Origin of the sequence: Streptomyces sp. NPDC058751 (genome assembly GCF_042746485.1) — a bacterium.
Classification (GTDB): Bacteria; Actinomycetota; Actinomycetes; order Streptomycetales; family Streptomycetaceae; genus Streptomyces.
The window spans coordinates 34,948-51,819 of sequence record NZ_JBHYPZ010000004.1 but is presented as its reverse complement, the minus strand read 5'-3'; the positions used below and the strand labels follow the sequence as shown (position 1 = coordinate 51,819).

The 16,872-nt window shown below is 72.2% G+C and carries 17 protein-coding genes; 14 read left to right on the top strand and 3 right to left on the bottom strand.

What is annotated here, in order from left to right; all coding sequences use genetic code 11:
- Positions 1-30: 30 nt before the first annotated feature.
- Both ACFW6B_RS05480 and ACFW6B_RS05475 read left to right on the top strand, forming a co-directional pair.
- Positions 31-702 (top strand): response regulator, encoded by a 672-nt coding sequence (locus ACFW6B_RS05480; protein WP_386592280.1) that lies wholly within the window; start codon positions 31-33, stop codon positions 700-702.
- Between the two features lie 56 nt (positions 703-758).
- Positions 759-1,391 carry an AAA family ATPase gene (locus tag ACFW6B_RS05475; RefSeq protein ID WP_386592278.1) on the top strand — a complete coding sequence of 211 codons (633 nt, stop codon included), beginning with the start codon at positions 759-761 and terminating at the stop codon, positions 1,389-1,391.
- Between the two features lie 268 nt (positions 1,392-1,659).
- Here ACFW6B_RS05475 and ACFW6B_RS05470 read toward each other — a convergent pair whose 3' ends face one another.
- Positions 1,660-2,769 (bottom strand): DUF5937 family protein, encoded by a 1,110-nt coding sequence (locus ACFW6B_RS05470; protein ID WP_386592276.1) that lies wholly within the window; start codon positions 2,767-2,769, stop codon positions 1,660-1,662.
- Between the two features lie 159 nt (positions 2,770-2,928).
- Between ACFW6B_RS05470 and ACFW6B_RS05465 the strand changes: the two genes are divergently transcribed.
- Positions 2,929-3,147, top strand: coding sequence for a hypothetical protein (locus ACFW6B_RS05465; RefSeq protein WP_386592274.1), 219 nt, complete (start codon positions 2,929-2,931; stop codon positions 3,145-3,147).
- Between the two features lie 108 nt (positions 3,148-3,255).
- On the opposite strand, the gene ACFW6B_RS05460 is transcribed toward ACFW6B_RS05465, so the two are convergent.
- Positions 3,256-4,491, bottom strand: coding sequence for a threonine aldolase family protein (locus tag ACFW6B_RS05460; RefSeq protein WP_386592272.1), 1,236 nt, complete (start codon positions 4,489-4,491; stop codon positions 3,256-3,258).
- A 218-nt stretch (positions 4,492-4,709) separates the two neighbouring features.
- Between ACFW6B_RS05460 and ACFW6B_RS05455 the strand changes: the two genes are divergently transcribed.
- The 10 genes from ACFW6B_RS05455 (at position 4,710) to ACFW6B_RS05410 (ending at position 13,209) form a co-directional block, all read left to right on the top strand.
- The gene (locus ACFW6B_RS05455) at positions 4,710-5,648 is read left to right on the top strand and encodes a Rossmann-like and DUF2520 domain-containing protein (RefSeq protein WP_386592270.1); all 939 of its coding nucleotides are present in this window, start codon (positions 4,710-4,712) and stop codon (positions 5,646-5,648) included.
- Positions 5,645-6,637 (top strand): pantoate--beta-alanine ligase, encoded by a 993-nt coding sequence (gene panC, locus ACFW6B_RS05450; protein ID WP_386592268.1) that lies wholly within the window; start codon positions 5,645-5,647, stop codon positions 6,635-6,637. The genes ACFW6B_RS05455 and panC overlap by 4 nt, the downstream gene beginning before the upstream one ends.
- Positions 6,634-8,403: an L-aspartate oxidase gene (locus ACFW6B_RS05445; protein ID WP_386592266.1), complete on the top strand. Its 1,770-nt coding sequence runs from the start codon at positions 6,634-6,636 to the stop codon at positions 8,401-8,403. Before panC ends, ACFW6B_RS05445 begins: the two co-directional genes overlap by 4 nt.
- 5 nt (positions 8,404-8,408) lie before the next feature.
- Positions 8,409-9,386, top strand: coding sequence for a carboxylating nicotinate-nucleotide diphosphorylase (gene nadC / locus ACFW6B_RS05440; RefSeq protein ID WP_386592264.1), 978 nt, complete (start codon positions 8,409-8,411; stop codon positions 9,384-9,386).
- Between the two features lie 8 nt (positions 9,387-9,394).
- Positions 9,395-10,192, top strand: coding sequence for a type III pantothenate kinase (locus tag ACFW6B_RS05435; protein WP_386592262.1), 798 nt, complete (start codon positions 9,395-9,397; stop codon positions 10,190-10,192).
- A gap of 354 nt (positions 10,193-10,546) precedes the next feature.
- Entirely contained in the window at positions 10,547-11,173 is a 627-nt protein-coding gene (locus ACFW6B_RS05430) for a hypothetical protein (protein WP_386592260.1), read from the top strand.
- A gap of 103 nt (positions 11,174-11,276) precedes the next feature.
- Positions 11,277-11,462 carry a hypothetical protein gene (locus ACFW6B_RS05425; RefSeq protein WP_386592258.1) on the top strand — a complete coding sequence of 62 codons (186 nt, stop codon included), beginning with the start codon at positions 11,277-11,279 and terminating at the stop codon, positions 11,460-11,462.
- A 151-nt stretch (positions 11,463-11,613) separates the two neighbouring features.
- Positions 11,614-12,066 (top strand): BlaI/MecI/CopY family transcriptional regulator, encoded by a 453-nt coding sequence (locus tag ACFW6B_RS05420; RefSeq protein WP_386592256.1) that lies wholly within the window; start codon positions 11,614-11,616, stop codon positions 12,064-12,066.
- A gap of 9 nt (positions 12,067-12,075) precedes the next feature.
- Positions 12,076-12,645, top strand: coding sequence for an amino-acid N-acetyltransferase (locus tag ACFW6B_RS05415; RefSeq protein ID WP_386592255.1), 570 nt, complete (start codon positions 12,076-12,078; stop codon positions 12,643-12,645).
- A gap of 228 nt (positions 12,646-12,873) precedes the next feature.
- Complete coding sequence (locus ACFW6B_RS05410) at positions 12,874-13,209, top strand: Lsr2 family protein (RefSeq protein WP_386592253.1); 336 nt, start codon at positions 12,874-12,876, stop codon at positions 13,207-13,209.
- Here ACFW6B_RS05410 and ACFW6B_RS05405 read toward each other — a convergent pair.
- A complete protein-coding gene (locus ACFW6B_RS05405) occupies positions 13,188-13,820 on the bottom strand; it encodes an SCO3374 family protein (protein ID WP_386592251.1) in 633 nt (210 codons plus the stop codon). The genes ACFW6B_RS05410 and ACFW6B_RS05405 overlap by 22 nt on opposite strands.
- Before the next feature lie 430 nt (positions 13,821-14,250).
- Here ACFW6B_RS05405 and ACFW6B_RS05400 point away from each other — a divergent pair, with 430 nt between their 5' ends.
- Positions 14,251-16,776 carry an ATP-dependent Clp protease ATP-binding subunit gene (locus ACFW6B_RS05400; protein ID WP_386592249.1) on the top strand — a complete coding sequence of 842 codons (2,526 nt, stop codon included), beginning with the start codon at positions 14,251-14,253 and terminating at the stop codon, positions 16,774-16,776.
- Positions 16,777-16,872 lie beyond the last annotated feature (96 nt).

Below are 16,872 nucleotides of genomic sequence, written 5' to 3'. Positions count from 1 at the left end.
GACCGGCCCCGACGAAGTGAAAGGCCCCCGATGGCGATCCGCGTGATGCTCGTCGACGACCAGGTGCTGCTGCGCACCGGCTTCCGGATGGTGCTCGCCGCCCAGCCGGACATGGAGGTCGTGGCCGAGGCGGGCGACGGCGTCGAGGCCCTGCAGGTGCTGGGTGCCACCGAGGTCGACGTGGTCCTGATGGACGTGCGCATGCCGAAGCTCGACGGTGTGGAGACCACCCGTCGCATCTGCTCGGACCCGAACCCGCCGAAGGTGCTGATCCTCACCACCTTCGACCTCGACGAGTACGCGTTCTCCGGACTGAAGGCGGGCGCCTCCGGCTTCATGCTCAAGGACGTGCCCCCGGGCGAACTGCTCGCCGCCATCCGCTCGGTGCACAGCGGCGACGCGGTGGTCGCGCCGTCCACCACCCGGCGCCTGCTCGACCGGTTCGCTCCGCTGCTGCCCAACGCCGGGAAGGAGACCCGGCCCAGGGGTCTGGAGCGGCTCACCGAGCGGGAGCGCGAGGTCATGATCCTCGTCGCCCAGGGCCTGTCCAACGGGGAGATCGCGGCCCGGCTCGTCCTCTCGGAGGCCACCGTGAAGACCCACGTCGGGCGCATCCTCACCAAGCTGGGCCTGCGCGACCGGGTCCAGGTGGTCGTCCTCGCCTACGAGACGGGGCTCGTCCGGGCGGGCGGGCTGGGCTGACGGGCGAGGCGGTGACGTGACCCGGACGTGACCGGTGCGCACTAGGGTCTGTGCGCATGCTCCTGTGGATCAACGGCCCCTTCGGGGGCGGCAAGACACAGACCGCACACGAGATCCGGCGCCGCCTGCCCGGCAGCGTCATCTGCGATCCGGAACACGCCGGTTTCGGCCTGCACCGCATGCTTCCGCCCGAACTCCGCGGTGACTTCCAGGACTTGGTGTCCTGGCGGCAGGGCGTGGTCGAGGTGCTCGACCTCGCGCTCGGCGGGCGGGACGGCGTGGTCATCGCCCCCATGACGGTCACGGACCCCGTGTACTTCGCGGAGACGGTCGGACGGCTGCGCGAACAGGGCCACGACGTACGTCACTTCACGCTGCTGGCCGAGCGCGAGACCGTTCTGCGGCGGCTGCGCGAACGCGGCTTCGGGCACGTCGTGGGCCATGTCGCCGGCAAGGACACCCCGTTGCGGCGCGAGAGCTGGGCCGTGGGGCGGCTCGACCACTGTCTGGAGCGGCTGCGCGAGCCGGAGTTCGCCGAGCATCTGTGGACCGACGGGACGACGGTCGCGAGGACCGCCGACCGGATAGCGGTCCTCGCCGGGCTGACGCTCGCGCCGAACCGCGACGGCGCCCTGCGCGGGCGTCTGCGCAGGGCGCGGACGAGCGTGCGCCACATCCGCTTCGACTGACCCGCCCACGGGCTTCTGCCCGAGCCGCCCCCCGGCTTTCGCCACGACGACACACCCGCAGCCGGGATCCGGCGGCAGGGCCCGGAACGGCCACCACGATGCACCCGCAGTCGGGCACGCGCGGGAGGGGCCGTGCCGGTACATCGATGCCCGTCGCCACCGACGCCCACGCCTCACCCGACGGCGACGGGCTGATGCACCGGCACGGCCCCGACCCACCCACCGGAGCGAACCCGCGACGGCCGGCGCCCGGGCCGGCCGTGGCCCCTCAGCGCAGGATCCCCTCCAGGAAGTCGCCGCCCAGCCGGCCCACCACGCCGACGTCGAGCTGGTGCAGCACGTAACGGCCGCGGCGCCGCGTGGTGATCAGGCCCGCCTTCTTGAGCACGCTCAGGTGCCGGGATATCTCCGGCGCGGTCATCCCGTGCACCTGGGCGAGCTCGCCGGTGGTGTACGCGCTGCGGGCCAGATGGCGGCAGATGCGCATCCGGACCGGGTGGGACAGGGCGGCCATCCGCAGGGTGAGCTGCTCGACCGAGGGAGGGGCGGCGAGCTCGGGCGAGCTGACCGGGTACTGGAGCACCGGCTGCCAGCGGTAGCGGTGCAGCACCAGCAGGTGCGGACGGCCGAGGCTGGTGGGGACCAGCAGCAGACCGCCGTCCGCCGTGACCGTCGTGCTCCCCTCGGTCAGCTTGTCGACGGTGATGATCCGCGCCGTCTCGTCCAGGGACAGGGCCGAGGAGACGGAGGCCAGCGCCTCGGACAGGCCCTTGTGCCGCAGCAGGTCCGTCTTGTGACGGGCCTCCGCGGCCAGCGGGTGGCGCAGCCGGGACCAGGTCTCCGCGAAGAAGGCCTCGTCGCAGTCCTCCAGGAGCTGGCGCAGCCAGGCCCGTACGCCCGGCGGGTCCACCAGCAGCCGCTCGGTGAACCGCGTCTGCTGCGGTCCCCGTGCGGCGGCCAGGTCCACGGCGCGCCGCCGCACCTCGGGGTCGGAGAGGGCGTGCGGCCCCTCGGAGCCGTAGGACAGCGCGCAGGTGAACTCCAGGGCCGTGTCCACGAACTGCTCGTCGGTGAGCTTGTCCAGCATGTCCAGGTCCTCGGCGAGCGTCGCACCCGGCACCGAGGCCCCGCCCGGGATGCCCGCGCACGGCAGGAACAGGTCCGAGAACGTCGTGCGCCACAGGAAGTCCGCCTCGCACATCCGGTCCGCGAGGTGGGCGTCGAGCCCGGCGGTCACCCCCGTCGCCCAGCCCTGCAGCCCGGGGTGGTGGCCCGGCTCCGCCAGCGCGTGCAGCGCCATCCCCAGCTCGGCCAGCGGGGACGGGACCACGGCCACCCGCTCCGGCCGCAGCCCGCCGATGTCGATGCGCACGCTCATGCCCCCATGGTGCACCCGGCCACCGACAGCGGGCCGCCCCGATTGACGAGGGCCGTCAATCGGGGCGACAGCCGCCGCGATCAGGCGCAACCTGGGACGACCGGGGCAGTTCGCGCGGGGCCTTCGGATCCCATCCCTCGTCCCGAGAGGCGATCGGTCATGAGCATCACCCAGCAGTACCTTCTGGACGGCTACCGGTTCGCGCAGCACGGGGAGGCCGCACCTCCGGCACCCGGCAGCCACGACCGGCAGACCGCGCGGGAGCTGCGCGAATACCGCCGGTTCCGCGCCGTCGTGGCGGGACGTCCGGCCCGTGGCCGGCTGCGCGGAGCCCTGAGCCGGTGGCTGAGCGGCGGGCACGGGCGCCCGGCCCGCTGACCCCCGCCCCGCCCGGCCTCCCCGTACCCCTGCCGTGACCGCCTTCCCGCGCCCCGTGCCGTGACCGTCCGGGCTCCTGTCCCACGAGGGGCCGTGCGCGCCCCCGTCCTACGGGGCGCCCCCGCCCGGCAGCCGTTCCACGAGCGTGCGGACCGCCGCCCTCACGTCGTCCGCCGTCCACTCCAGACCCGGTTCGGCCACCGTGACCTCGGTGTACGCGAGTCCGGGGCCGCCCTGGTTCCAGCCCTGGGCGAACAGGCCCGTCCCGGTCTCCTCGACCTGCCGCAGCGCCGCGTCCCCGAGGACGTCGGGCTCGTACGGCAGCCAGATCTGGAACTGATGGGTGTGCGGCACCTCCGGATGGACACGGACCCAGGGGACACCGGCCTCCGCGAAGCCCTCGCGCAGGGCGTCGGCGACCACGCGCGCGTGGGCGACGTACTCCGGCAGCCGGGGCAGCTCCCGCTCCAGGCCGATCAGTGCCGACACGACGGTCGGGAACTGATGGATGACCATGCCGCCGTACCGGTGCCGCCAGGTCTTCGCCTCGTCCACGAGCGTCTTCGGCCCCGCGACGGCGGCACCGCCGAAACCGCCGAGCGACTTGTAGAACGAGACGTACACACTGTCCGCGAGGCCGGCGATCTCCCGCAGGGAGCGTCCGAGGTGCGGGGTGCACTCCCACAGCCGGGCCCCGTCGACATGGACCACCGCGTCCCTCTCCCGGGCCGCCTCCACGACCTCGGTGAGCTCCTCCCAGGAGGGCAGGACGAAACCGGCGTCCCGGAGGGGCAGCTCCAGCAGCAGCGCGCCGAACGGCTCGGGGAAGTCCCGCACCTCCTCGGCGGTCGGCATCCGGGGCTCGTTCGTCAGACGGACCGGGCGCAGGCCGCTGACCTGGCTGAACGCCTGCCGTTCGTGCACCTCGGGATGGCTGAGTCCGTGCAGGGCGACGGCCGGGTTCCCGGTCCGGCCCGCCCAGCAGCGCAGGACGACCTGCTGGGCCATGGTCCCGGTGGGGAAGAAGACCGCCGCCTCCGTCCCCAGCAGCTCGGCGACCCGCTCCTCCAGGGTCTCGACGAGGCCGTCGCCGTACATGTCGACCCGCTCGTCGAGGTCGCACACCCCACCCGCGCCCTCGCTCAGCCAGTCCAGGCGCTCGCGGAGCGTCAGCTGGTAGCCGGGCCGCCACAGCACACGCCCGGCCGCCCTCCAGGCCACCACGCGCCGCTCGAACCGCTCCTGGTGGGACAGCCCGGCCACCCCCTCCCCGGCCCGCGCCGCGGGCTCCGCCCCGCCCGGCTCCACAAGTTCCCCACCGCTTCGTACCGCCGTATCGCTCATCCCAGGATCATGTCCCGGGCGGACCCTTCGGAGCACCCCGAAATCCACGTCCCGCCGACCTGCGGAACCCCCGCCCCCGCGGCGGTCCGCGGGCCGCCGCGGGGGCCCGCGGAAACCCACAGCCTGTGGATGGCCGAACGGCCCTGCGACCAATCGCGTTAACATGACGAGAAATCGTCCGGTACCCCGAGCGGACTGGAACGGAAGGCCGCCGTCGCGTGAGTGCACATCCCCAGCCAGAGCCCAAGGACCGCCCCGCGCGGCTGACCGTCGGCGTCGTCGGCGCCGGCCGTGTCGGACCCGCGCTCGCCGCCGCGCTCCAGCTCGCCGGACACCACCCGGTGGCCGTCTCCGGAGTCTCCGACGCCTCCAGGCGGCGTGCCGCGCAGCTCCTGCCCGGCGTCCCGCTGGTGTCCCCGGCCGAGGTCCTGGAGCTCGCCGACCTCGTGCTGCTGACCGTTCCCGACGACGCGCTCCCCGGGCTCGTCGAGGGACTCGCCGAGACGGGCGCCGTCCGTCCCGGACAGCTCCTGGTGCACACCTCCGGACGGTACGGGGCGCGCGTGCTCGACCCGGCCCTCAGGGCGGGCGCCCTGCCGCTGGCCCTGCACCCCGCGATGACGTTCACGGGCACCGCCGTGGACGTCCAGCGGCTCGTCGGATGCTCCTTCGGGGTCACCGCCCCCGAGCAGCTGCGGCTGGCCGCCGAAGCCCTCGTGATCGAGATGGGCGGCGAGCCCGAGTGGATCGCCGAGGAGTCCCGCCCGCTCTACCACGCGGCCCTCGCGCTCGGCGCCAACCACCTGGTGACCCTGGTCGCCGAGTCGATGGACCTGCTGCGCACCGCCGGTGTCGAGGCCCCCGACCGCATGCTCGGCCCGCTCCTCGGCGCCGCCCTGGACAACGCGCTCAGGTCGGGCGACGCGGCCCTGACCGGACCCGTCGCGCGCGGGGACGCGGGCACGGTCGCCGCGCACGTCGCCGAACTGCGCCGGCACGCCCCGGGGACCGTCGCCGGCTATCTGGCGATGGCCCGCGCGACCGCCGACCGCGCGCTCGCCCACGGACTGCTCAAGCCGGAACTTGCCGAGGACCTCCTGGGGGTACTCGCCGCCGGGACGGAAGCGACCCAGGGGACCGAGGGAGACACCCGATGACCACCACCCTGCTGCGCACCGCCGGCGAACTGTCCGCGCGGGCCCGCACCGGCCGCCGGGCCGTCGTGATGACCATGGGCGCCCTCCACGAGGGCCACGCCACCTTGGTCCGCACCGCCCGCGAGATCGCGGGCGCCGGCGGCGAGGTCGTCGTCACCGTCTTCGTGAACCCCCTCCAGTTCGGGCAGGGCGAGGACCTCGACCGCTACCCGCGCACCCTCGACGCCGACCTGAAGATCGCCGAAGAGGCGGGCGCCGACGTCGTGTTCGCGCCGTCCGCCGACGAGGTCTACCCCGGCGGCGAGCCCCAGGTCCGGATCTCCGCGGGGCCGATGGGCGAGCGCCTGGAAGGCTCCGTGCGGCCCGGTCACTTCGACGGCATGCTCACCGTCGTCGCCAAGCTGCTGCACCTGACCCGGCCCGACGTGGCCCTGTTCGGACAGAAGGACGCCCAGCAGCTCGCCCTGATCCGGCGCATGGTGCGCGACCTGAACTTCGGCGTGGAGATCCTCGGCGTCCCCACCGTGCGCGAGGAGGACGGACTCGCCCTCTCCAGCCGCAACCGCTACCTCTCGGCCGAGGAGCGGCGCACCGCGCTCGCCCTCTCCCAGGCCCTGTTCGCGGGCCGGGACCGGCACGCCGCCCAGGAGGCGCTGCGCGCGCGTGCCCTGGAGGTGCCCGCCACGCGCGAGCGCGCCGAGGCCCTCAGCGCCATAGGCGAGTCGCGGGCCGCGGCCGACGCGCACGCCGTCGCCAAGGCCGTCCCCGGCTGGCCCGGCGGGGTCCGCTCGGCGGCCCGGCTGGTCCTCGACGAGGCGGCCCGCCTGCGGCCGCCGCTCGTCCTGGACTACCTCGCTCTCGTCGACCCCTCCGACTTCACGGAGATCCCGGACGACTTCACCGGCGAGGCGGTCCTCGCCGTCGCCGCCCGGGTCGGGACGACCCGGCTGATCGACAACCTTCCCCTCACCTTCGGAGCCGCCTCGTGACCGGCAAAGGCACAGGTTCAGACACCGCCACTGGCACCGGCATACGCCTGCACGCCCCCGCCCCCGGGTGGGCCCTGACCGCTGACGTCGTGGTCGTCGGGTCCGGCGTCGCCGGGCTCACCACCGCCCTGCGCTGCGAGGCCGCGGGACTGCGGACCGTCGTCGTCACCAAGGCCCGCCTGGACGACGGCTCCACCCGCTGGGCCCAGGGCGGCATCGCCGCCGCCCTCGGCGAGGGCGACACCCCCGAACAGCACCTCGACGACACCCTGGTCGCGGGCGCGGGCCTGTGCGACGAGGAGGCCGTGCGCACCCTCGTCACCGAGGGCCCCGACGCGGTGCGCCGCCTCATCGAGACCGGCGCCCACTTCGACGAGTCCTCCGAGGGCGGCCTCGAACTCACCCGTGAGGGCGGCCACCACCGCCGCCGCATCGCGCACGCGGGCGGCGACGCGACCGGCGCCGAGATCTCCCGGGCCCTCGTCGAGGCGGTCCGCGCGCGCGGTCTGCGCACGGTCGAGAACGCGCTCGTCCTGGACCTCCTGACGGACGCCGAGGGCCGCACAGCGGGCGTGACCCTGCACGTCATGGGAGAGGGCCAGCACGACGGTGTGGGCGCCGTCCACGCCCCCGCCGTGGTCCTCGCGACCGGCGGCATGGGCCAGGTCTTCTCCGCGACCACCAACCCGTCCGTCTCCACGGGCGACGGCGTGGCCCTCGCCCTGCGCGCGGGCGCCGAGGTCTCCGATCTGGAGTTCGTCCAGTTCCACCCGACCGTGCTCTTCCTCGGCGCCGACGCGGAGGGCCAGCAGCCGCTGGTCTCCGAGGCGGTGCGCGGCGAGGGCGCCCACCTGGTCGACGCCGACGGCGTGCGCTTCATGGTGGGACAGCACGAGCTGGCCGAACTGGCGCCCCGGGACATCGTCGCCAAGGGCATCACGCGCCGCATGCTGGAGCAGGACGCCGAGCACATGTTCCTCGACGCCCGGCACTTCGGCGCCGCCATGTGGGAGCACCGCTTCCCCACGATCCTCGCCGCCTGCCGCGCCAACGGCATCGACCCGGTGACCGAGCCCGTCCCGGTCGCCCCGGCCGCCCACTACGCCTCCGGCGGCGTCCGCACCGACGCCCGGGGCCGCACCACGGTCCCCGGCCTGTACGCGTGCGGCGAGGTCGCCTGCACGGGCGTCCACGGCGCCAACCGGCTCGCCTCCAACTCGCTGCTCGAAGGCCTCGTCTACGCCGAGCGCATCGCCGCCGACATCGCGGAGCGCCACGCCGAGGACGGCCTGCACGCGCGCGTGCCCCAGCCGGTCCCGCACCCCGAGACGCCCGCGCACCCGCTGCTCGCCCCCGAGACCCGCTTCGCGGTCCAGCGGATCATGACGAACGGCGCCGGTGTGCTGCGCTCCGCGGAATCCCTCGCGGCCGCGGCCGAGCAGCTCCAGCGGCTGCACACGGACGCGCGCGACGCCCTCGACGAGAACGGCAAGACCTCCGAGCCCGGCGTCGACACCTGGGAGGCCACCAACCTGCTGTGCGTGGCCCGCGTCCTGGTCGCCGCCGCCCTGCTGCGCGAGGAGACCCGCGGCTGCCACTGGCGCGAGGACCACGCCGACCGCGACGACGACGGGTGGCGCCGCCACATCGTCGTACGGCTGAATCCCGACCGGACCCTCGCCGTCGGCACCACCGATACCGCAGACTTCCCCCCGACATCCCGGCAGCCCCACCCGGCGCCCCCGTCCCGTCCCCAGGAGCAGTGACCGAAGTGAGCACCCACGACCTTCCCCTCGCCGAGAGCGGCGGCTGCGGCGACGGCTGCGGCTGCGGCGCAGACACGGACGAGGCGTACCTGGAGTGCGGCCTCGATCCCGCTCTGGCCCAGCTCCTCGCCGACGCCGGTCTCGACCCCCTGGAGGTCGAGGACATCGCGAACGTGGCGATCCAGGAGGACCTCGACCACGGCGTGGACGTGACGACGGTCGCGACCATCCCCGAGGACGCCGTCTCCACCGGGGACTTCACCGCCCGGGACGCGGGCGTCGTCGCGGGTCTGCGCGTCGCCGAGGCCGTCCTCTCCGTGGTCTGCACCGACGAGTTCGAGGTCGAGCGGCACGTCGAGGACGGCGACCGCGTCGAGGCCGGCCAGAAGCTGCTGAGCGTCACCACGCGCACCCGTGACCTGCTGACGGCCGAACGCAGCGCCCTCAACCTCCTGTGCCGGCTGTCCGGCATCGCGACCGCCACGCGCGCGTGGGCGGACGCCCTGGAGGGCACCGAGGCGCGGGTGCGGGACACCCGCAAGACCACGCCGGGCCTGCGCTCCCTGGAGAAGTTCGCGGTGCGCTGCGGCGGCGGCGTCAACCACCGCATGTCGCTGTCCGACGCGGCGCTGGTCAAGGACAACCACGTGGTCGCCGCCGGCGGCGTGGCCGAGGCGTTCAAGGCCGTACGGGAGATGTTCCCGGAGGTCCCCGTCGAGGTCGAGGTCGACACCCTGCACCAGCTGCGCGACGTCGTGGACGCGGGCGCCGACCTGATCCTGCTGGACAACTTCACGCCCGTCGAGTGCGAGGAGGCGGTCGCCCTCGTCGCGGGCCGCGCCCTCCTGGAGGCGTCCGGCCGGCTCACCCTCGCCAACGCCGAGGCCTACGCGAAGACGGGTGTCGACTTCCTGGCGGTGGGCGCGCTCACGCACTCCTCCCCGATCCTCGACATCGGCCTCGACCTGCGAGCGGCGGAGTAACCCCGGCCATGCTGCTGACCATCGACGTAGGAAACACCCACACGGTCCTCGGCCTCTTCGACGGGGAGGAGATCGTCGAGCACTGGCGCATCTCCACCGACTCGCGCCGCACGGCGGACGAACTCGCCGTGCTGCTCCAGGGACTCATGGGCATGCACCCGCTGCTCGGCGAGGAACTCGGCGACGGCATCGACGGCATCGCGATCTGCGCGACCGTGCCGTCCGTGCTGCACGAGCTGCGCGAGGTGACGCGGCGCTACTACGGCGATGTCCCCGCCGTCCTCGTCGAACCCGGCGTCAAGACGGGCGTGCCGATCCTCACGGACAACCCCAAGGAGGTCGGCGCCGACCGGATCATCAACGCCGTCGCGGCCGTCGAGCTGTACGGGGGACCGGCGATCGTCGTCGACTTCGGCACGGCGACCACCTTCGACGCGGTCAGCGCGCGGGGCGAGTACGTGGGCGGTGTCATCGCCCCCGGCATCGAGATCTCCGTCGACGCGCTCGGCGTCAAGGGCGCGCAGCTCCGCAAGATCGAGGTGGCCCGGCCGCGCGCGGTGATCGGCAAGAACACCGTCGAGGCGATGCAGTCGGGCATCATCTACGGCTTCGCGGGCCAGGTCGACGGTGTCGTGAACCGGATGGCGCGCGAACTCGCCGACGACCCCGAGGACGTCACCGTCATCGCCACCGGCGGACTGGCCCCGATGGTCCTCGGCGAGTCCTCGGTGATCGACGAGCACGAGCCGTGGCTGACGCTGATCGGACTGCGTCTGGTCTACGAGCGCAACGTCTCACGCATGTGAGCCGCGCCCGCGTGACGCGGGCGGTCGGCACCGGAGGGGTCCCGCGTCGGCGGGGCCCCTCCGGTTTTCGTTCCGGAAGGGCGACGGGGGCGTCCTTCCGGCGGCGGCCGTCCCCCTTCCGGAATCCACGGCCTTCCGGAACCCGCGGCCTTCCGAAGGCCGCGGCGGAATTCCCCGCCCGGCCCCGTGCCCCCGCACCCGGCACTCGGCGCCCGGTGCCCGGCGCCGGTGAATACGGAACCGTCCACGGCGCGCGGTGAAAGCGGGATGCGCTCGGGTGTCCGACGAAAACAGGACGCGCCGCATTTCTTCTGCTATGCGGATTTTGTCTGATTAGCACGTATCGTCGCCCCCATGCCCACGCCCTACGGATCCCACGGCGGCATGGCGTTCGGCGCGGAGGAGCTGCGTGTGCTCCGCCGTGCCCTCGCCCTCGCCCTGCACCCCAGCCCCGTCTCGGCCGAGGACGTCCAGGACTGCCTCCGCCTCGCCGAGTCCGTCGACGAGGCGGCCGGCGAGGGGGCCAGGCTCCGGGCCTTCCTGCTGGCCGACCTGGCCCGCTACCGGGCCGCCCTGCCGGGCACCGCCGCCGGCTACCTCGCCCTCCTGGAGGAGGTCCTCGCCTCGGGGTACCGGCCGAACCCCGACGACCTCGCCGCGCTGCGCGCGCTGCGCGGCAACCCCCTGGCGGCGGCCCTCCTGGAACGCTGCCGGGGCCTCGCCGAGCAGGACGTGCGCGCCCGGCTCGCGGGCCGCACGGTCGCCTCGGTCCCCCAGTCCCGCACCCGTCTGCTGGCCCTGCCCGGCGGCCGCGCCGCCGAGGAGCCCGACAGGAAGTCCGAGCCGAGGCCGCAGCCCCAGCAGCCGGTCCGGTCGCCCCGCCCGGAGAGGCCCATCCCCACGCCGGGCGAGGTCTTCCCCCCGAGGCGCAAGCCCGGCCCCCCGCCGGCCGATCCGTCGCAGCGGCTCGCGGCGGGCTAGGGTCTGTCGTCCGGACCGGGCGGCACCGAGGCGCGGTGCCCTGTCGGTGGTGTCGCGCGGACCCGGGCCGAGTGGAGCGGCACCCCCTGGCTACTCTGGGGGCATGGACTACGTCTCCGCGCTCGTGCCCCCGGTAGTGATGGCCGTGTTCTTCATCGGGCTCATCGTGACGATCGTGAAGAGTCAGGGCGGGGCCAACAAGGCCAAGGAGGACGGGGCCGTCGACGCCGCCCTCGCACGCGCGGAGGCCGCCCGGCAGACCTCGGCCCCCAAGGACGCCGGGGCCTGAGCCCCGGGCCCCGCAGGCCCCGCGCGGCTCCCCCGGCGCGCCCCGGCCCCGCACCCGGCCGCGCCGTCACCGGCGTACGACTCGGACGTTTCCTGCGTCCTTCGAGTCGTACGCCCTTTTTGTTGGCCCTCTCCCACTATTGTTCTGAACTGTGCCTCGCCCATTGGGAGAACTCGAAGACGCGGTCATGTCGCGGGTGTGGAAGTGGAACCGCCCGGTGACCGTTCGGGAAGTCCTGGAAGACCTTCAACAGGAACGGTCCATCGCCTACACCACGGTGATGACCGTTTTGGACAATCTCCATCAGAAGGGCTGGGTGCGCCGCGAGGCGGAAGGCCGGGCCTATCGATATGAGGCGGTCTCCACGCGGGCCGCCTACTCGGCGGCGCTGATGAACGACGCCTGGTCGCAGAGCGACAACCCCGCGGCGGCTCTCGTCGCCTTCTTCGGGATGATGAGCGCGGAACAGCGGGTGGCGCTCAACGATGCCGTACGGATGGTGCAAGGGCCGCAACCGCCGGCCCCCGAAGCCGTCGAAAGGCCGCCGGCGCCCGAGCCCTCCGGGGAGAACCCCGCCGCTGACGGGGACGCCTCCGGGCGATAGCGTCCGCTCATGTCAGCAGAGCATCCCGCGGAGGTTCCGGCAGGGCTTCCGGCGGAGCATCCCGAAGTCACCGCAAAAGCCGTCACCGTCCGGCGGGCCAGGACCAGCGATGTCGCGGCCGTACGCAGACTCCTCGACGCGAACGTGCGCCGCCGTATCCTGCTCGACAAACCCACCGTCACCCTTTACGAGGACATCCAGGAGTTCTGGGTCGCGGAACGCGACGACAACGCCGAGGTGGTCGGCTGCGGCGCCCTGCACGTGATGTGGGAAGACCTCGCGGAAGTCCGCACTCTCGCGGTGAACCCCGCGGTCAAGGGCATGGGCGTCGGCCATCAGTTGCTCGAGAAGTTGCTCCAGACCGCCCGCTGGCTCGGTGTTCGCCGGGTTTTCTGTCTGACCTTCGAAGTCGGCTTCTTCGCGAAGCACGGCTTCGTGGAGATCGGCGAGACGCCCGTCGACACCGATGTCTACGCCGAGCTCCTGCGTTCCTATGACGAGGGCGTCGCGGAGTTCCTCGGTCTCGAACGAGTGAAACCGAACACCTTGGGCAACAGCCGGATGCTTCTGCATCTGTGATCGCGGCCGGCTATTCCGGCGGAGTGCGCTGCCCGCGTTCCCTATGTCCGAAACGCGCACGTTTCCGGGCGGGCGGAGTCCAGTGGGTCTCCGCCAGGGGTTTGTGTTTTTCCGGCAAAAGCGGTTTGCTTTCCGACGTACTGCAGTACTGCATATAACAAGGGACGGCGAAACGGCGGACGCCGCGGGGCCCTCCTTGCCCTGAAGTTATCGATGAAAGGAAATCCCGTGGCACAGAAGGTTCAGGTCCTTCTTGTCGACGACCTCGACGGTGGCGAGGCGGACGAGACCGTGACGTTCGCGCTGGACGGCAAGACGTACGAAATCGATCTCACGACCGCCAACGCGGACAAGCTCCGTGGCCTTCTCGACCCCTACGTCAAGGGCGGCCGTCGTACCGGAGGCCGTGCTTCGGGCGGACGCGGAAAGGCCCGCGTCGCTTCCGGCGGCAGCCAGGACACCGCGCAGATCCGCGCCTGGGCGAAGGAGAACGGCCTGGAGGTCAACGACCGCGGCCGCGTTCCCGCGTCCATTCGCGAGGCCTACGAGAAGGCCAACGGCTGAGCGCACGCTCGCCGCAGTTTCACGCGGTGGCAGTGAGTCGCCATCGTCTGCACCAGTCGTACGAGATCGGGGGCGTTCCCGACGCCCCCGCCGACGGCCCCGCCGCCCAGCGCCGACAGCGCCGGCAACGCCGGCTCCACGGCGCGGCCGGGCTCCGGGGGCCGCAGCCAGCGGGCGGCCCCTCGTGGGCCTCTCCGCGTTTCCCGGGTCCCGGGATCCGGCGCCACCACGACACCGGGGTCCGGCGGCGGGGGAGCCTCGATGCTCCCGCCCGCGCCGATCGCCGTGAGGTCCAGCGCGAGAGCGCCCCACTCCAGCCAGTCGAGCAGCCCCGGCAGCTCCTCGGCACTCCCCGCGGCCACCAGCAGCCGCATCCGCTCCCCGTGAAGGGCCACCGGGGAAGCCGGCCCTAGGTGCCGCAGCCCCGGGAACCCCGCCTCCGCCGGCACCTCCAGGACGTCGAAGCGCAGCCCCGTGACCAGCCGGACCGGTGATCCGGGCACTGCCGCCCAGCCCAGTTCGTTCTCGTACCACCGACGCACCGCCTCGACCGGATCATCCGGCCGGGGCGGCCGACGGGGGACGCGAGAGACAGGGACGGAGGGAACCATGCAGGGAGCAACCGTCGAAAGCGCCCCGGAGTTACGCTGGGCGTTTCCGTGAACGCGAAGAGTTCCGGAAAAGGGGGCGCGAGGGAGCGTTCCGGCGGGCGCGGATGTTCGCCCGTAGCGGAGGGAATCGGTGCGCGCGGCATGGACTGTCAGTGCGCGCGGGTAAGACATGCCTAGTGGGAGGGGCGACACGCAGGGTTCGGGCATCTCACGTTCGCCATCGGCGTACAGCGGGAGAGGGTATCCGCCTGGCCTGCGGGAACATCGTCTCGCACCATCAGGTTGGAGCAGATGTCGGCGTTCGGGGTCAGGAGGCCAAGGACGGTGTCGGCAGTTGGAATGAGCGGTCCCCGCTTGCGGGACTAAGCTGCGGAAGGACAGGGAGGGGAGCGTCCCCTTACTGCCTGACCGCTCTGAGGAGCGATTAACGATGTTCGAGAGGTTCACCGACCGCGCGCGGCGGGTTGTCGTCCTGGCTCAGGAAGAAGCCCGGATGCTCAACCACAACTACATCGGCACCGAGCACATCCTCCTGGGCCTGATCCACGAGGGTGAGGGTGTCGCCGCTAAGGCCCTGGAGAGCCTCGGGATTTCGCTCGAGGCGGTCCGCCAGCAGGTGGAGGAGATCATCGGCCAGGGCCAGCAGGCCCCCTCCGGCCACATCCCCTTCACCCCCCGTGCCAAGAAGGTCCTGGAGCTGTCGCTCCGCGAGGCCCTTCAGCTGGGCCACAACTACATCGGCACGGAGCACATCCTGCTCGGCCTGATCCGTGAGGGCGAGGGCGTCGCCGCCCAGGTCCTGGTCAAGCTGGGCGCAGACCTCAACCGGGTGCGGCAGCAGGTCATCCAGCTGCTCTCCGGCTACCAGGGCAAGGAGACCGCCACCGCCGGCGGTCCTGCCGAGGGCACCCCCTCCACGTCCCTGGTCCTCGACCAGTTCGGCCGGAACCTCACCCAGGCCGCCCGCGAGTCCAAGCTCGACCCGGTCATCGGGCGCGAGAAGGAGATCGAGCGGGTCATGCAGGTGCTGTCCCGCCGCACGAAGAACAACCCGGTGCTCATCGGCGAGCCCGGCGTCGGCAAGACCGCCGTCGTCGAGGGCCTCGCCCAGGCCATCGTCAAGGGCGAGGTGCCCGAGACCCTCAAGGACAAGCACCTCTACACCCTCGACCTCGGCGCCCTGGTCGCCGGCTCCCGCTACCGCGGTGACTTCGAGGAGCGCCTGAAGAAGGTCCTCAAGGAGATCCGCACCCGCGGCGACATCATCCTGTTCATCGACGAGCTGCACACGCTGGTCGGTGCGGGTGCCGCCGAGGGCGCCATCGACGCCGCTTCGATCCTGAAGCCCATGCTGGCCCGCGGTGAGCTCCAGACCATCGGCGCCACCACCCTGGACGAGTACCGCAAGCACCTCGAGAAGGACGCGGCCCTCGAGCGCCGCTTCCAGCCGATCCAGGTGGCGGAGCCTTCCCTCCCCCACACGATCGAGATCCTCAAGGGTCTGCGCGACCGGTACGAGGCCCACCACCGTGTCTCCATCACGGACGAGGCCCTGGTGCAGGCGGCGACGCTCGCCGACCGGTACATCTCGGACCGCTTCCTGCCCGACAAGGCGATCGACCTGATCGACGAGGCCGGTTCCCGGATGCGCATCCGCCGGATGACCGCGCCGCCGGACCTCCGCGAGTTCGACGAGAAGATCGCGGGCGTGCGCCGCGACAAGGAGTCGGCGATCGACTCCCAGGACTTCGAGAAGGCGGCCTCTCTCCGCGACAAGGAGAAGCAGCTGCTGGCGGCGAAGGCCAAGCGCGAGAAGGAGTGGAAGGCCGGCGACATGGACGTCGTGGCCGAGGTCGACGGCGAGCTGATCGCCGAGGTCCTGGCCACCGCCACCGGCATCCCGGTCTTCAAGCTGACCGAGGAGGAGTCCTCGCGTCTGCTGCGCATGGAGGACGAGCTCCACAAGCGGGTCATCGGCCAGAAGGACGCCATCAAGGCGCTCTCGCAGGCGATCCGCCGTACGCGAGCGGGTCTGAAGGACCCGAAGCGTCCCGGTGGTTCCTTCATCTTCGCCGGCCCCTCGGGTGTCGGTAAGACGGAGCTGTCGAAGACCCTCGCGGAGTTCCTCTTCGGTGACGAGGACGCGCTGATCTCCCTCGACATGTCGGAGTTCAGCGAGAAGCACACGGTCTCGCGTCTCTTCGGTTCGCCCCCCGGCTACGTGGGCTACGAAGAGGGCGGCCAGCTGACCGAGAAGGTCCGCCGCAAGCCGTTCTCCGTCGTCCTCTTCGACGAGGTCGAGAAGGCCCACCCGGACATCTTCAACTCGCTGCTGCAGATCCTGGAGGACGGTCGTCTGACCGACTCCCAGGGCCGGGTCGTGGACTTCAAGAACACGGTCATCATCATGACGACCAACCTCGGCACCCGGGACATCTCCAAGGGCTTCAACCTCGGCTTCGCGGCCGTGGGCGACGTCAAGACCAACTACGACCGGATGAAGGCCAAGGTCAACGAGGAGCTGAAGCAGCACTTCCGCCCCGAGTTCCTGAACCGTGTCGACGACACGGTGGTCTTCCACCAGCTCACCGAGGAAGACATCATCCAGATCGTCGACCTCATGATCGCCAAGGTCGACGAGCGTCTGAAGGACCGGGACATGGGCATCGAGCTCAGCCCGACCGCCAAGTCGCTCCTCGCCAAGAAGGGCTACGACCCCGTCCTGGGCGCCCGGCCGCTGCGCCGGACCATCCAGCGCGAGATCGAGGACATCCTCTCGGAGAAGATCCTCTTCGGCGAGCTCCGTCCCGGCCACATCGTGGTCGTCGACACGGAGGGCGAGGGCGATGCCAAGACCTTCACCTTCCGGGGTGAGGAGAAGTCGGCGCTCCCCGACGTCCCGCCGATCGAGCAGGCCGCCGGCGGTGCCGGTCCCAACCTGAGCAAGGAGGCGTGACCTCCGGGTCCGCCTGAAAGGGGCTGCCCCGGGACTCCGGTCCCGGGGCAGCCCCTTTTCCCGTCTGCCGGGGCGGCTCCTTTTTCCCGTCCGTCA

Coding starts and splice junctions, on each gene's coding strand:
- ACFW6B_RS05480 (WP_386592280.1), top strand. CDS start 31: ATGGCGATCCGCGTGATGCTCGTCGACGACCAGGTGCTGCTGCGCACC.
- ACFW6B_RS05475 (WP_386592278.1), top strand. CDS start 759: ATGCTCCTGTGGATCAACGGCCCCTTCGGGGGCGGCAAGACACAGACC.
- ACFW6B_RS05470 (WP_386592276.1), bottom strand. CDS start 2,769: ATGAGCGTGCGCATCGACATCGGCGGGCTGCGGCCGGAGCGGGTGGCC.
- ACFW6B_RS05465 (WP_386592274.1), top strand. CDS start 2,929: ATGAGCATCACCCAGCAGTACCTTCTGGACGGCTACCGGTTCGCGCAG.
- ACFW6B_RS05460 (WP_386592272.1), bottom strand. CDS start 4,491: ATGAGCGATACGGCGGTACGAAGCGGTGGGGAACTTGTGGAGCCGGGC.
- panC (WP_386592268.1), top strand. CDS start 5,645: ATGACCACCACCCTGCTGCGCACCGCCGGCGAACTGTCCGCGCGGGCC.
- ACFW6B_RS05435 (WP_386592262.1), top strand. CDS start 9,395: ATGCTGCTGACCATCGACGTAGGAAACACCCACACGGTCCTCGGCCTC.
- ACFW6B_RS05430 (WP_386592260.1), top strand. CDS start 10,547: ATGCCCACGCCCTACGGATCCCACGGCGGCATGGCGTTCGGCGCGGAG.
- ACFW6B_RS05425 (WP_386592258.1), top strand. CDS start 11,277: ATGGACTACGTCTCCGCGCTCGTGCCCCCGGTAGTGATGGCCGTGTTC.
- ACFW6B_RS05415 (WP_386592255.1), top strand. CDS start 12,076: ATGTCAGCAGAGCATCCCGCGGAGGTTCCGGCAGGGCTTCCGGCGGAG.
- ACFW6B_RS05405 (WP_386592251.1), bottom strand. CDS start 13,820: ATGGTTCCCTCCGTCCCTGTCTCTCGCGTCCCCCGTCGGCCGCCCCGG.
- ACFW6B_RS05400 (WP_386592249.1), top strand. CDS start 14,251: ATGTTCGAGAGGTTCACCGACCGCGCGCGGCGGGTTGTCGTCCTGGCT.